The sequence below is a fragment of the Pseudoalteromonas sp. MQS005 genome (genome assembly GCF_001661605.1).
GTDB classification, from domain to species: Bacteria; Pseudomonadota; Gammaproteobacteria; order Enterobacterales; family Alteromonadaceae; genus Pseudoalteromonas; species Pseudoalteromonas tetraodonis.
The window spans coordinates 101,103-115,694 of the sequence record NZ_LYRQ01000003.1; the positions used below are offsets into that span (position 1 = coordinate 101,103).

Below are 14,592 nucleotides of genomic sequence, written 5' to 3' on the forward strand. Positions count from 1 at the left end.
TTAGTTCTTTTTATTTTGATTAAGTTGCGGATTCAACATTTTGCCAAACCGCTTCGCTAATTCTGGTAACTCTTTTTCTGTTAGGGGGGTTTCTAACTTGTGTAGATAATTAATACTGTGTGGAGTAACCCCTAATAGGTGCTGTGCATTATCTATTTCAACCACCATTAAGCGCTCACGTGATCCCAACGGAAGACTGCGGATCACTTTAAACTCATCGTTATTGGTTAAATTTGGATTGAGCTTTTTTACAAAAAAAGCCAACACTAAAATTAACACCACAACCATACCCAAAGATAACACCATGGATACGATATCTGTGGTCGGTGTTGCAGCATCGGTTGCTGCAAACACCGAATTGCTTAAACTGGCTAGTGCTATCATCGTAACTTTTTGATCCGTTCAACCTGGCTAATTACATCCGTTAAACGAATACCGAACTTATCGTTCACCACAACCACTTCGCCATGCGCAATCAAAGTACCATTAACTAATACATCAAGCGGTTCGCCGGCAACCCTGTCAAGCTCTACGACCGAACCTTGGTTAAGTTGTAATAAATTACGAATATTAATTTTAGAACGCCCTACTTCCATAGAAATAGTAACGGGAATGTCTAAAATAGTATCGAGTTTACGTTTTTCTTCACCGCTGAGTTCATGCTTTGAATCATCAAGCTCATCAAGCTCGGTTACTTTGACCTCAGGACTATCGTCAGTGCCTTCAGCTTCAGCAAGTGCTGCTGCCCATTCGTCCATTGTATCTTGATCATCGCTCATACTTTTAACCTTTTAATCAATTACCAGTCTAAGTCTACACCGTTTGAAAGGTGTAAATCATCTTCTAGTTCTGCTAATTCTGCATCTGAATCAATTTTTTTGCCGCCTTTGGTAAAGACATGTAGCTCAGATTTAACTGAATCAGGGCGTTTAATTTTTTCACTAATTTGTAGCGCAACGTTATCGCGTGAACGACCCATTTTAGCTCTAAATGTAGGGAGTTCTTCCACAAATACGGTAATATGCTCAGGCATTTCAACTGGAATTATATCCCCCGCCTTGAGCTCCATTATTTGTTTTAAGCTTAAATCAACTTCAAGTAGCTGGGTCGATAAATCGACTTCTACGTCCATTATTTCGTCACGAAGCGCCTTACTCCAACGTAAATCGGTATCTTCAGTATCAGACTGAACACCCGCATCCAATAGCTCTCTGATAGGTTCGAGCATTGAATAAGGTAGCGCAATATGGAAGTCTCCCCCGCCACCATCCAGCTCAATATGAAAAGAGCTGATAACCACTACTTCGGTTGGGCTAACAATATTAGCCATCGCAGGGTTTACCTCAGAATCGAGGTACTCGAACGACACATCCATCACCGGTGCCCATGCTTCTTTGTAATCTTCAAAGATTATTTTCAGCAGCATTTGCACGATTCGGCGTTCTGTTGGGGTAAATTCACGTCCTTCAATTTTGGCATGATAACGGCCATCGCCACCAAAGAAGTTGTCTACCAGTATAAATACTAAGCGTGCTTCCATGGTAATAAGGCCGGTGCCTTTTAGTGGACGAAAACGCACCATATTCAAACTCGTTGGTACAAACAAGGTATGTATGTACTCACCGAACTTGATCATTTGCACGCCGTTAATTGACACCTCAGCGGTGCGGCGCATCATGTTAAATAAGCTAATTCGCATGTGACGGGCAAATCGCTCGTTAACAATTTCAAGTGTCGGCATGCGACCACGCACGATGCGATCTTGCGAAGAAAAGTCGTACTGTAGTGTACTTCCCTCACCATCTTCACCGTCGTGTATATCTTCCTCTTCGACTTCATCGACACCATGTAATAGTGCATCAATTTCGTCTTGGGATAATAAATCGCTCACACTGGCCCCTTATTGCATCACAAAGCCGGTAAATAGTACCCGCTCAATTACTTTATTCCCTTCAACATCCATCATAGCGGCCTGTACTTTATCAAGTGCAGTAAAACGCAGTGTTTCTTTGCCTACACTGGTGCTAAGTTCATCAGCCGTTGTCATGGAAAATACACTCAGGAGTGTGCCTTCAATCAGTGGAATGTGTTTTTTAGCCGTTTCTTCATTACCATCGCCGCGCACTAATAATTGCACTTTAATCTGTACAATTCTATCGCGACTAGCCCCTGGCACATTAAAAATAAACGGTCTAGGCATAGCAACATATAAAGCACTGCCAACCGTTGCCGAAGAACTTGTTGGCGCAGCAGCTACCTCACCATTGGCAGCATCATCTGCAAGGGTTTCTACTGGCTCATCACCACCTGATAATAAAAAGTACCCTGCCACAGCGCCAACAATAAGTAATACAGCGGCAATAATTATTATGAGTTTGCTTTTACTTTTACTTACTTCTTCTATTTCTAAATTAGTATCTTCAGCCATTGTATTTCCTTTATTTGCAAAGGTATTTGCTTGTTTTAACTATTATAATAGCAGGACTTAGGCATAGTAATCTATTGATGATGACGTTTGTTGTCCAGAACCCTGTATTTGCTTATCTGGTTGCTCACTATTTGTCTCATCTGTAGAGCGATTATTGGCCATTTGCCCTTGTGCATCACCTTCTTGTTGCTGTGCTTGCTCACCTGAGGAATCACCGTAAGAAATACTGCTTTCACCTAGTTCTAAACCTTGCTGCATCAGCATTTCTCTAAGCCTAGGTAACGACTGCTCCAGCGCTTCTTTGGCTTGCTGGTTTTGCACTACAAAGTTGATTTGTGCTTGCTCAGCATCACTTCTAATACGAATTTGCATGCTGCCCATTTCTGGCGGATCTAGGCGAATTTCAGCTTCTTTATTATTAATACTTAACATTGAGCTAACCCGCTCTTGTAGCATTTTTGCCGCATCACTTTTAATAATGTTTAAAGCCTGTAACGTGGCAGGATCAATGCTTACTTGTTTCGCTTGTGCTGTACTTTGTAACTGTCCTGCTTGCAAGCTTTGCGCTTCAATAATAGCTTGTTCGTACCCTAAAGTATCGTATTTAGCGAGACTACTAAGCGACTGTTTGTCAAATATATTAATGATCTGAGAGAAAATTTGTGCTGCACGCGGTGGCATTTGCTCAGCATTAGTGCCGCGCATGCTCTCTTTTTGTAATGCGTCTAACTGTTTGGCAAGCTCTTCAGGGTTATCAGCTACCGATTTTGAACTCTCTAATTTTAGCTCAGGTTTTACATTGGCTGATTCAGTACCAGCCTGTGCTTTTGGCGCTATTGCTCCCGCCAAAGCATTATTTGAAAATAGTGGCTTATCTTTGGCGCTAAACAAGCTGTCCGCGTTAATGGCTGTCTCTAAATCACTGATTACTCCTTTTAGCGAGGTAAGTTCTTTCGTTGATAAAGATTCATTTTTAACGTAACCCTGCAACTGATTGAGTAAGGCCTGTTTTTCTGGAGTAGTTAACGCGCTTATTTGCGTATTAATGGCCCGTTGAGGAGTTTGTGGTTTTTCGCTTTGAGTAACATAGTTACTTAGTAACTGCTTTAGATCAGCTAAATTATCTTTACTTATTGGTTTGCTCATCGCATCAATCTCAGTGGCTAATTCACCTTGCTGAGCAGGTGTTAAATTTGCCAGTAATTTATCTGCTTTTATCACATTATCATCTTTTGATAACAGCGCTAAAATTGATGAGTCTAATGATGATTTAATGCCCATATTATCTGCCGGTTCATCTGCTTTAATAGTATTATCATCTTTTGATAACATCGCCAAAATAGACGCATCTAACGGTGGTTTAGTGTCCGTAGTATCAGCCGGTATACCTGCTTTAATCGCATTATCATCTTTTGATAACAGCGCCAAAATAGACGCATCTAACGATGATTTAGTGTCCGTAGTATCAGTCGGTTTATCTAATGGTTTAGCTACCGCCAATCCATTTGTAAGAGTATCATATTGGCCAGCTGTAGCCATCGTTTTGGTGCCAAGCAGTGATGATTCAGCTTTAGTTTTCCCTGCTGATTTAGTAACTACATCATTTTGTGTTTGTAAAATGGTGTCACTAGGCACATTAATAATAATAGGTGCAAGCTTATCTTCAGGCTTGGCTTTTATTTTGACACCTTCTCTATCTATTAACTGTGCACCACCATGTGGGTTATTTTTTACTGAGGTATCGATTATCTGTGCTGCATTAATTTGCGCCAGCATATCTTCACCGCTCAAAGGCTGTTCTTCGCTGGTTTGCTCTTTTAGGTCGACTTGTTCATCTGATTGTTGTTTTTGTGGCACTTTGGCTTGCGCACTATGTGTTTCAGAGGCTTGGTTAGCAAGTGCTAATTGATCAAAAAAGCCCGCATCATTACTGCTGTCTAGCTTTGCTTTATCACTGTCTTTTTTAACTAAGTATGAGTCTTGCTCAGATACCACTAACATTGAAATATCATTCATCGCCATAAATCACCTAATAAAAGCGGCAACAGCCCACCGCACAATCCTAAAAATCATTGCTCTTGTAGAATCTAAGCAATTAGCATGCCTACCTTATAGTGCTTTATGCCTTTGATAAAACTGATTAGAGGAAAACTCGTCGAGCATTTTTTGCTCATTCTTAGCGACCAATATATCCGCTTTTATCTGTTGTTTTTCAATTAACTTAGCAACCGCTTTCGCTTTTACTTGTTGCTTTAACCACAAAGTTTTACGCTGGCTAACCACCTGCTTTGCGGTATTAACAGTGCTTGCTTGTTGACGGATCGCTTCTTCAATTTTAGCAATAAATGCATGATACTGACTAAATCCGGCACTTGATAAACCCGATTGCCCCTTAATATGAAGTTGCTGCGTGTATTCAAGTCGAAAGTCATTTAAGCCTTGCAGCTTTTGCTGATTTAATTGCAAATTTTGATTAGCTTGCAAGTAGCTCATGCGTAACGTTTCTTCTTTTTCGTTTTCGAGCCTGAGCAACAAATGCAGTTTATTTTTAGCCATTATGCTTGTCCTAATAATTGCGCTAGCCCTTGAAGGCCGTCATCATAACTAATCACATCACGCATCCCTTGTTGTAAAAATGCGTTCACTCTTGGCATCATGTTTATCGCCTGATCGAGCATTTGATCACTGCCTTTTTGATAAGCGCCCAAGGTGATCATGTCTTTGTTCTGTTGATACATTGAATACACTTGCTTAAGCACACGAGCTTGTTGCATGTGCGACTCAGACACCACTTGTGGCATAACCCGTGAAATCGATTTTTCTATGTCAATGGCAGGATAATGGCCGCTGTCGGCTAAATCACGTGATAAAACAATATGTCCGTCAAGTATGGCACGTGCAGCATCAGCAATCGGGTCTTGCATGTCATCGCCTTCACTCAGTACGGTAAAAAAGGCAGTAATAGAGCCTTGCCCTTCCCCGCCATTACCCGCTCTTTCCACCAGCGCAGGTAATTTAGCAAATACTGAAGGTGGGTAGCCTTTTGTTGCAGGGGGCTCACCTACAGCCAGCGCGATTTCACGCTGTGCCATAGCATAACGCGTCACCGAGTCGAGTAATAACAATACGTTTAAACCTTGATCTCGAAAATACTCTGCAATGGTTACCGCACTTTCGCAGCCTTTTAATCGCATTAATGGTGAGGCATCAGCGGGGGCTGCAACAACAACTGAACGTTTACGCCCTTCAACACCCAGTATTTCTTCAATAAATTCTTTTACTTCTCGACCACGCTCACCGACTAAACCCACTACAATCACATCGGCTTCACTGCCTCGGGTCATCATGCCTAATAATACTGATTTACCCACACCAGAGCCTGCAAATAAGCCCATGCGCTGGCCTTGGCCGACAGTAATCACCGAGTTAATAGCACGTACCCCCACATCCATAGGCTTACTAATGGGGCGTCTTGCAAGAGGGTTTATTGCATTTTGAGCAAATTTGAGTGTATGTTCTGCATTAATTTTACCTAAGCCATCTAAAGGTCTGCCTAAGCCGTCTACCACTCGACCAAGTAAGCTCATGCCAACAGGCAAACCTGTGTCATTAACTTGGGGGATAACTCGCGCACCAGGAAGTACGCCTGAAATGTGGTCGTTAGGCATTAAATACAAAGTTTGATCGTTAAATCCAACAATTTCAGCGTCAACAAAGCCGTTCATTGTTTCAATTTTACATTGGCTGCCTACCGGAGCGCGCAAACCTTTGGCTTCCAGTGTTAAACCAACCACACGCGTTAAAACTCCCGCGACTGCAGGCGCTGGAATTTTAATATGCCGTTGGTATTGAGATAAGCGTTCGCTTAATGAAGTATCGCTCACAGACATGACACGCCAATAAAAAAGTTAGATACCACTGTTATGCAAAAAGCTATCCAACGTTTCTTTGACACGGGTTTTCAAGGTCATATCTAAAGATGATAACGTTGTTTTAACTTCACAACCGCCCCGCTCTAGAGTGGGTTCTGCAATTAATTGCCAATGATTATCTTCAATAGCTTGTTCGCCATAACTGGTTTTTACCAGCGATAAGTCATCTGGATGAAGATGAATTCGAACTTTTTCTTGTTCTGCATTAAGTGCATCAATGCTTTTTTTCAAAGTATGTAAAATAATATCAGGTGATGTTTTTACTTCTTGATAAATAATCGCTTCACTGAGCATAGTGGCTAGCTGTACCAGCTGTTTTTCTGCTTGCTCGTCCACTTTTTTAAGCGGGTCGCTTAAACTATCTAGTAAACCACGCAGACTGGTCAACTGCTCATCAATTAAGGGTTTAACGTCTTCTTGGCCTTGTGTTTTACCCAGCTCTACACCTTCTTTGTAACCCGCCTCTTTACCCTCGGTTACGCCTTTGTCAAAGCCATCTATATAGCCTTGTTCGTGCCCTTGTTTAAGGCCTTCTTCGTAGGCATCTTGGCGAATACGCTCCAGCTCTACCATAGTTAATGAAGGCAGCTCTGGTTCTTCCGGTTCTTCTACTTGTTCTTTTGCTATTTCTTTACGGTATAGCTCGGCTAAGGGTGTGCCATAAGCCGTAGAGCGATTGCGAAAGCTTCGCTCATCAGGAGCAACATCAGGAATTGGCCAATTTTTTAATAACTCATCAGCTTCATCTGCATGTAATGGGCGACCTTTAGAGTAACTCATAGGTTATAAGAACTCCTCACCACCGCCACCACCAAGCATAATTTCACCTGAATCAGAAAGGCGACGTGCTGTTGATAAAATTTCTTTTTGCGCCGCTTCTACTTCACTAATGCGCACAGGAGCCATAGCTTCTAAATCATCAGCGAGCATTTCAGCGGCACGTTTTGACATGTTACCCAAAATTTTCTCTTTAAGGGCATCGTCGGTCCCTTTAATGGCTTTCATTAATACATCTTGCGGCACTTCACGCAGGATTGCTTGAATGCCTCTGTCGTCTACATCCATTAAGTTTTCGAAGACAAACATTAAGTCTTGAATTTGTTGCGACATTTCTTCGTCATGCTCACGGATTGAATCCATTAACTGCCCTTCAACATTTGTATCGAGGTAGTTCATGATATCTGCCGCAGCTTTTAAGCCACCCATTTTCGCAGCTTGTGCACCCGCTTGACCGGCAAATTGTTTTTCCATAATTTCATTCAATTCTTGCAATGCTGCCGGTTGTACTTCTTCTAAATTAGCAATACGCATGGTTAAATCGAGACGCACTTTTTCAGGAAATTGCGCTAAAATTTCAGCCGACTGTTCAGGCTCTAGGTAAGAGAGAACAATTGTTTGAATTTGTGGATGCTCATTACGAATAATGTTAGCCACCTGTTTAGAGTCCATCCATTTTAATGAATCAAGACCTTTAGCGCCTGAGCCCATCACTATTTGGTCTATCAAGCTGGCGGCTTTATCTTCACCTAATGCGGCTGTAAGTGCTTTTTTGATGAAGTCTTCAGACTGAAAACCAATCGTACTAAAACTTTGAATTTGTTCAATAAACAAATTATGAACCGCGCTAATTTTAGCTTGCGACAAATCATCGATTGCCGCCATGGCCATACCGACCTTTTGCACTTGTTTTGGCTCTAAGTGCTTGAGGATTTGCGCTGCATCTTCTTCAGTTAAGCTCAGCAATAATATTGCCGCTTTATCTACACCATCAAGTTTATCAACATCAAACGCTTGAGGTAGTTGTTTTTGTTCTTGATCAGTCATCTTCTGTTAACCACGCTTTCACTACTTGTGATGATAGTTCTGGTTCATTGGCTACAAGGGCACGAACCGCTTTGAGTAAGTCTTCGTCGCCGTGTAGGTCTGGTAAGCGTAGTGTACCATCGCTTGAGAAGCCAACAGAAGCAGAATCAAAGTCATTATTTAGCATATCTAATGTGCTGTCACCAAGATCAACACCTGAACTAAGAGAATCTTCATCGTATTCTTCAAGTGTATTATCTGGGTAGATTAAGCGTTTAAGCATAGGTTTAACGACAGCTAAAATCAGTACAATAATAACCAGTGCACCTAATACTAAGCGCATCATTTTCATAAACCAATCTTGTTCCCATAAAGGCAACTCAAAATCAAGCGCTGAGTCTTCACGAACAAATGGTACGGTCACTACTTCAAGTGCATCGCCACGTTGCATATCAAAGCCTACGCCACCTTGTAACAAGCGACGAATATTTGACAGGGCTTCAACCGAGCGTGGCGTCATAGTTGTTTCACCATTTTCACCCACCGTAGGCAGGTAATCAACCGCAACAGAGACGCTTATTCTGCGGATCACTCCAGTTTGCTGACGCTTATGTGAAATAGTGGTATCGAGTTCATAGTTACGAGTGGCTTCTTTGTGAGTTCTACTCGGTGAGGTTGCAGTGCCTGCACCGCCCGCCATCGCATCTTCAGGAATAGTTGAGTTAACTGGTGGCTGATTAGTAAGCGCGCCTGGAATACCAACCGCTAGGCCACCAATATTATTTTCTTCAAAGGTCGTTTCACTTCTTACCGCAGGTAAATCTGGGTTGTAACGTTTTTGTGTTTCTTCTACCGCACTAAAGTCCATACTTAAATCTACTTGTGCGGTGTAATTACCTAATCCAACCACGGGGATCAAAATACTGTCGATTTTTTCTAGGTATTCTTGCTCACGTTTACGTTCTATATCGTATTCTTTACGCGAGCGTGCAGCTAAAGAGGTTTGCGAGCCTGAATTTAATAAACGACCATTTTGATCGGTCACAGTAACGCGCGAAGGCTCAAGCCCTTGTACCGCTGAAGCTATCATATCAACAACCGAGTCAACTTCTTCGCCATCTAGAGAGCGACCGCGTTTAAGAGTAAGTACAACAGTCGCAGAGGGTTTTTTCTCTCTACGGGCAAATACATTTTCTTTGGGAATCGCTAACAATACTTTGGCGCGAGTAACATTATTTAGCTCTTCTATAGTACGGGCAAGTTGTTGCTCACGGCCATGTTTAAGGCGCTCACGTTCTAAACGTTGGCTTACCCCAAACCCCATGTCTTGCATAATAATGTCGCTACCTGAAGTAGGCCCTTGATCTAAACCTTCACGGGTCATCAATAACTTGATATTTTGATATTCAGTTTCATCCACCGAGACCACATTGCCATCAAGTTGGTAGTCAATTTTTTGTGCATCTAAAAAGTCGAGTGTTTCTATTAACTCTTCAGTTTGCATTTTACCTAAAGGGCGCATATCTGGCTGACGAGCCCAAATAATAACGAAAATAGCAATGGCTAAACAAATAGCTAATGCAACAATCAGGGTAATTTGACGTAAAACATCAACACCGCCAAGGGCACTGAAATAGCCTGATTTTTGCTCTTGTTGATCTTCGTTTTCACTTTGCTCCATCATGCCATCAGCAAGTGCCAGATCTGTAGATTGATTAGATTGCGCCACAATAATTCTCCACTACCTAGTTAAACAGGCATGTTCATAATTTCTTTATAAGACTCAACAAGCTTATTACGAACCTGTACCGTAGCTTCAAATGCCACAGAAGACTTTTGCGAAGCAATCATAGCCTCGGCAAGTGATACGCTTCTGTCGCCATTCTCTACCGCTTTTACTTTTTGTCCTGTGTCTTGCTGAAGTTCATGCACTGTATTAAGGGCATTACTCAACATGTCACCAAACTGTGCTGTAGAGGTTGATTGCACTTGCGTTGGCAAGTTATTAACTTGATTACTACGTGTGGCCTCTGCAGCCATTGATTGCATTTCTTGAAATAAAGCACTGTTTTGAATTTTCATAATTGTCTCTGATAATGCAGTAAACTCTTAAAGTGAATAAAGCACAAAACATGCCAAAAATTAAAACCAATTAAAACAATACCTTAAATGAAACAATTAAGCAGTCAGAGTTTTGACAGCCCTAAATTCAAGTGATTGAACTTAGGGCTTATGGGGGTTATGCTGGGAGGGAAATACCTAAATCACGCATTTGTGCTAATTTGTAGCGTAATGTACGCGGGCTAATACCTAAGGTTTCGGCGACCTCTTTGCGTTTTCCTTGGCAGCGTGCCAAGGTTTCTAAAATAATACGATGTTCTTTATCTTTAAGCTCATCTTTGTAACTACCAGTATCGACGGCTAACAAATCATTTTTTTGCTCATCTGCAGGCGCTGCTTTTTCATCATAATAAGCGTTACTGAGACTACTTTTTACAGGCTCAATGTCAGCTTTAGTTTCTGCCACAAAATGCGTTGGGGCTAGATTTTCGATAAAAATAGCATGCTCATCAATACTATTTCCACTACGTAAAATTAATGCTCGCTGGATAACGTTATCTAGTTCGCGTACGTTACCGGGCCAGCTATGGCTAAGCAGTTTTTGCTCTGCACTGCTATCTAAATACGCCATTGGCTCTTTGCTTTTACTTAAGTGACGTTCAATCAAATGTTTAGCCAACACAATAATGTCCCCTGGGCGCTCACACAGTGGTCGCCACAGCAGTGGGAAAACATTGAGTCGATAGTATAAATCTTCGCGGAACTGGTTTTCAGCAACCGCTTCTTTTAACTCTCGGTTACTTGTGGCAAGCACACGTACATCCAGTGCAATGGTTTTACGACCACCTAAACGCTCAACTTCACGCTCTTGTAGTACACGTAACAGCTTGGCTTGCAGGCCTAAATCCATTTCGGTGATTTCATCAAGTAAAATAGTACCGCCCTGTGCTTGTTCAAACTTACCAGGGCAAGCTTGAATAGCACCGGTAAACGCGCCTTTCTCATAACCAAATAAAGTGGCTTCGAGCATATTTTCAGGAATAGCAGCACAGTTAATCGCAACAAACGGTTCATTACAGCGTTTTGATTTGTCATGAATATAACGCGCCAGTACTTCTTTACCAGAGCCACTTGGCCCAAGCACCATCACACTGGCATCTGAACGAGCAACTTTATTAGCAAGTTCGAGTAATTGAATACTACTAGGGTCGGCGACAATGGGCCCGTCTGTTTCTTTTTCTTTTTCTGGTAAGTAACGACTCACCATATTCAATAGCACTTCTGGTGCAAATGGCTTAGCCATATAATCAATCGCGCCTAAACGCATAGCCTCTACAGCATCATCAATAGTGGCATAGGCCGTCATCATTAGTACGGGTAAATCAGGGTAATTTAATTTAATACTACGTAATAAATCCAAGCCGCTCATTGCGCCCATTTGTACATCACTGACCACCAATGAAAATACTTCTTTTTTTAGTAGCACCATGGCTTGCTCGGCACTATTGGCGGCCATACAGGCTATACCTGACATTTCAAGCGTATCAATTAATGCTTCACGAAGTCCGGCGTCATCTTCTACAACTAAAATAGTGTTACTCATTGTGACTCCCCTAATTTAGATGTGACACTAATAGGTAGCAACATACTAAAAATTGCTCCCCCTTGTGGGTTGTTGTCTGCTTCAACACGTCCCTGATGTGCACTGGCCACTGAACTTACAACGGCAAGTCCTAAACCAGTACCTTGGCTTTTAGTGGTATAAAAGGGTTCAAATATTTTCTCAGTTTGTGCTAAATCAAGCCCAGGGCCATTATCACTAACACTAATGCGGACATAATCAGGGTCTTGCATATCACGCAAAGCACTAAGATGTACTTGTGCGCCACTGCCAATGACTTGAATACTATTATGAATTAGGTTTTGAATTGCGCTTGCCAATGCTGTTTTGTTACCCATAATTTCAATATCGGGTTCAGGTAAGCTCACATTTAATTCGCTATCATTGAGCGCTACCATAGCATCGGCACCGGTTTTAACTTCACTTAGTAGCTGTTGCATCGACACTTGCTCAACAACTTGTTGATCACCACTTTTAGCAAATAACAGCATGTCGTTTACTTGGGTTTCTAAATCTTTTAAACGTGACATTAATTTAGTATGAAAACTGCCGCGAGACGCTTCGGGTAAGCGTTTTGAGCCTAAATTTGCGGCATACAACATAGCCGCTGATAACGGTGTGCGTACTTGATGAGCTAAAGACGCAACCATTTTACCTAAGGCACTTAAACGCTGCATATGCGCGACTCGCTTTTGTAAGCGTCGGGTTTCGGTTAAATCGGTCATTAGTATAAGTTGCCCAGGCTCAGGCGCGAGTGCAGTAATATCGAGCTTAATTAAGCGTCCATCTTTTAACGACACTTCATGACCATCATCTTGATGAGGACGAAATGAGCGCTGAATAACGCTAAACCACTTCTCTCCTTCTAATGGCTCGCCGAGCATATCGATAGCTATTTGGTTTGCCTTAGCGATCATTCCTTTACCATCGAGTACAATCACGCCCGCAGGCATGGTATCAACCAGATGAGAGAGCCAACTTGCTTGTTGACGCAAATCACTCAACTCACCAACATACTCCTCTTGCAGTAAACATGGGTTATACTGATTAGCAGAAATAAACTGGGGTTTTAGCACACTTGCAAGGGCCATAATCAACTCTCTAAAATAATGTAGATACTGTAGCTAATGCACAATATGTACCAAAATTATTTACTAGCAAATTCAATAAATTAAACCAACAAAACGCGTGTCGTAAAAATGACGCGCAAAGGAACATGCATGAATAAAGAGACTCAGTGCCGCTGCCCATGGTTAGATACCTCAAAACCAGACTACGTGGATTATCATGACCATGAATGGGGCGTACCTGTGTATGACGATCACCTACTTTTTGAGTTTTTAACGTTAGAATCGGCACAAGCAGGGTTAAGTTGGTACACCATATTAAAAAAGCGCGCTAATTATAAAAACGCCTTTGCAAACTTTGATGTAAATAAAGTAGCGGCCTTTACTGAGCAGGACCTAGAAACATTAATGCAAAATGAGGGAATTGTTCGCAACCGCTTAAAAATAGCCGCAACAATTAATAATGCAAAGTGCCTCATTGCTATTCAAAAAGAGTTTGGCAGCTTTAGTGATTACCAGTGGCGGTTTGTTGGCAATAAACCTCAGGTAAACGATTTAGAGACGCTTGCGGATTACCCTGCAGTTACTGAAGCATCAACGTTATTTGCAAAAGATTTAAAAAAGCGCGGTTTTAAGTTTTTAGGCCCAACCACAGTGTATGCCTACATGCAGGCCTGTGGAATGGTTAACGATCATAGTAATGATTGTTTTAGGAAGGAAGGAGTTATTGCGCAGTACTTACAGGTTAGTTATTGAAATTGATTAGCCTGAACGATACTAATTAAGTTTAGTTAAAAACGTTACGTTGTGCTGTTTTCATACTTTTTATTGATTCATTTCATAATTAATCCAACACTTATATTCTTAAATGTTCGAAAAAGTTTCCAATATTTTTAAAAAAATTAAATGTGTTTATCTGTTAAAAACCAAGGATCTTTCTCATATAATTCTGAGAATGCCTTGTTCATATCTTCAACAGAAATACAACCAATTCCACCTCGACCTACCTTAGCCCTTTTATACACACCTTTATCGCTGGCATAACAGTTAAAGCGCTCGAAACTCGCCTGAGACCCCTCTATGTTTAAATCACGAACCCATAAGGTTGATTTGCATGGAATATAGCTTTTGCCATCAAACTTTTTACCATAAAATGTTTTGTCAAACCTATAAGATACATTATGTACTCTTTCAAAAAAATGCAATAGCGTACTGCCTGCATCAAAGTTAATGTTAAGCACCTTAGCATTTAATTGAACGAGTCGTGAAAAAGCGCTTCCCTCACCATAGGCATTTTCAGATACTTTACTTGTTAAGAAACTAGCATGCTTTCCAATAGCAGAAACAGATACAGAAGGATCATTGCTTCGCACTGACAATGGATTAGTCCTAATATATTCTGAGAACATACCACAGTCAGAAGCTGTATCATTGACATTAAAATTCTCGCCTTTACCAAAGGAATAAGTAAAGGTAGGTACCACTAAGGTACCTTGGCTTCCTAATAAATTTAAAATAGTACTAAGTATTAACTCTAAGGATTGCTGCTTGGAAGTAACTCCTTCCGGATAACCTAGGTAACCAACATTACTATGACAAAAAACAGTATCACCCTTACAAATCCCTACAGATTGTAAAGCCAACTCAAAATCAGTCCTACTATAATGATAGTTTTGCAAT

At 41.4% G+C, this 14,592-nt stretch carries 15 protein-coding genes; 1 reads left to right on the forward strand and 14 read right to left on the reverse strand.

All coding sequences use genetic code 11. From position 1 onward, the window contains the following. The 13 genes from fliO to A9479_RS02615 all read right to left on the reverse strand — a co-directional run bounded on the left by fliO (window position 1) and on the right by A9479_RS02615 (window position 12,936). On the reverse strand, window positions 1-384 hold the full coding sequence (fliO, locus tag A9479_RS02555; RefSeq protein ID WP_024602027.1) for a flagellar biosynthetic protein FliO: 384 nt from the start codon (window positions 382-384) through the stop codon (window positions 1-3). Further along, window positions 381-779, reverse strand: a complete 399-nt coding sequence (gene fliN / locus A9479_RS02560) for a flagellar motor switch protein FliN (protein ID WP_013465554.1) — start codon at window positions 777-779, stop codon at window positions 381-383. The genes fliO and fliN overlap by 4 nt, the downstream gene beginning before the upstream one ends. Window positions 780-799: 20 nt before the next feature. Beyond that, entirely contained in the window at window positions 800-1,891 is a 1,092-nt protein-coding gene (fliM, locus tag A9479_RS02565; protein ID WP_010387912.1) for a flagellar motor switch protein FliM, read from the reverse strand. Between the two features lie 9 nt (window positions 1,892-1,900). Continuing rightward, entirely contained in the window at window positions 1,901-2,428 is a 528-nt protein-coding gene (gene fliL / locus A9479_RS02570) for a flagellar basal body-associated protein FliL (RefSeq protein ID WP_013465555.1), read from the reverse strand. Window positions 2,429-2,485: 57 nt separating this feature from the next. Further along, complete coding sequence (locus A9479_RS20050; RefSeq protein WP_231893540.1) at window positions 2,486-4,450, reverse strand: flagellar hook-length control protein FliK; 1,965 nt, start codon at window positions 4,448-4,450, stop codon at window positions 2,486-2,488. Window positions 4,451-4,537: 87 nt separating this feature from the next. Next, window positions 4,538-4,984, reverse strand: a complete 447-nt coding sequence (gene fliJ, locus A9479_RS02580) for a flagellar export protein FliJ (RefSeq protein WP_028833987.1) — start codon at window positions 4,982-4,984, stop codon at window positions 4,538-4,540. Beyond that, on the reverse strand, window positions 4,984-6,318 hold the full coding sequence (fliI, locus tag A9479_RS02585) for a flagellar protein export ATPase FliI (RefSeq protein WP_008112184.1): 1,335 nt from the start codon (window positions 6,316-6,318) through the stop codon (window positions 4,984-4,986). Before fliI ends, fliJ begins: the two co-directional genes overlap by 1 nt. Before the next feature lie 18 nt (window positions 6,319-6,336). Beyond that, the gene (fliH, locus tag A9479_RS02590; protein WP_064662612.1) at window positions 6,337-7,140 is read right to left on the reverse strand and encodes a flagellar assembly protein FliH; all 804 of its coding nucleotides are present in this window, start codon (window positions 7,138-7,140) and stop codon (window positions 6,337-6,339) included. A 3-nt stretch (window positions 7,141-7,143) separates the two neighbouring features. Further along, entirely contained in the window at window positions 7,144-8,184 is a 1,041-nt protein-coding gene (gene fliG, locus A9479_RS02595) for a flagellar motor switch protein FliG (protein ID WP_013465559.1), read from the reverse strand. Further along, window positions 8,177-9,892, reverse strand: a complete 1,716-nt coding sequence (gene fliF, locus A9479_RS02600) for a flagellar basal-body MS-ring/collar protein FliF (protein ID WP_008112179.1) — start codon at window positions 9,890-9,892, stop codon at window positions 8,177-8,179. Before fliF ends, fliG begins: the two co-directional genes overlap by 8 nt. 20 nt (window positions 9,893-9,912) lie before the next feature. After that, window positions 9,913-10,245, reverse strand: a complete 333-nt coding sequence (fliE, locus tag A9479_RS02605) for a flagellar hook-basal body complex protein FliE (protein WP_016899229.1) — start codon at window positions 10,243-10,245, stop codon at window positions 9,913-9,915. Between the two features lie 157 nt (window positions 10,246-10,402). Continuing rightward, window positions 10,403-11,827 carry a sigma-54 dependent transcriptional regulator gene (locus tag A9479_RS02610; RefSeq protein ID WP_028833986.1) on the reverse strand — a complete coding sequence of 475 codons (1,425 nt, stop codon included), beginning with the start codon at window positions 11,825-11,827 and terminating at the stop codon, window positions 10,403-10,405. Next, on the reverse strand, window positions 11,824-12,936 hold the full coding sequence (locus A9479_RS02615; RefSeq protein ID WP_064662613.1) for a PAS domain-containing sensor histidine kinase: 1,113 nt from the start codon (window positions 12,934-12,936) through the stop codon (window positions 11,824-11,826). Before A9479_RS02615 ends, A9479_RS02610 begins: the two co-directional genes overlap by 4 nt. A gap of 129 nt (window positions 12,937-13,065) precedes the next feature. Between A9479_RS02615 and A9479_RS02620 the strand changes: the two genes are divergently transcribed. Next, window positions 13,066-13,668, forward strand: a complete 603-nt coding sequence (locus tag A9479_RS02620; RefSeq protein WP_064662614.1) for a DNA-3-methyladenine glycosylase I — start codon at window positions 13,066-13,068, stop codon at window positions 13,666-13,668. 146 nt (window positions 13,669-13,814) lie between these two features. Here A9479_RS02620 and A9479_RS02625 read toward each other — a convergent pair whose 3' ends face one another. Further along, the gene (locus tag A9479_RS02625; protein ID WP_064662615.1) at window positions 13,815-14,591 is read right to left on the reverse strand and encodes an AAC(3) family N-acetyltransferase; all 777 of its coding nucleotides are present in this window, start codon (window positions 14,589-14,591) and stop codon (window positions 13,815-13,817) included. Window position 14,592 lies beyond the last annotated feature (1 nt).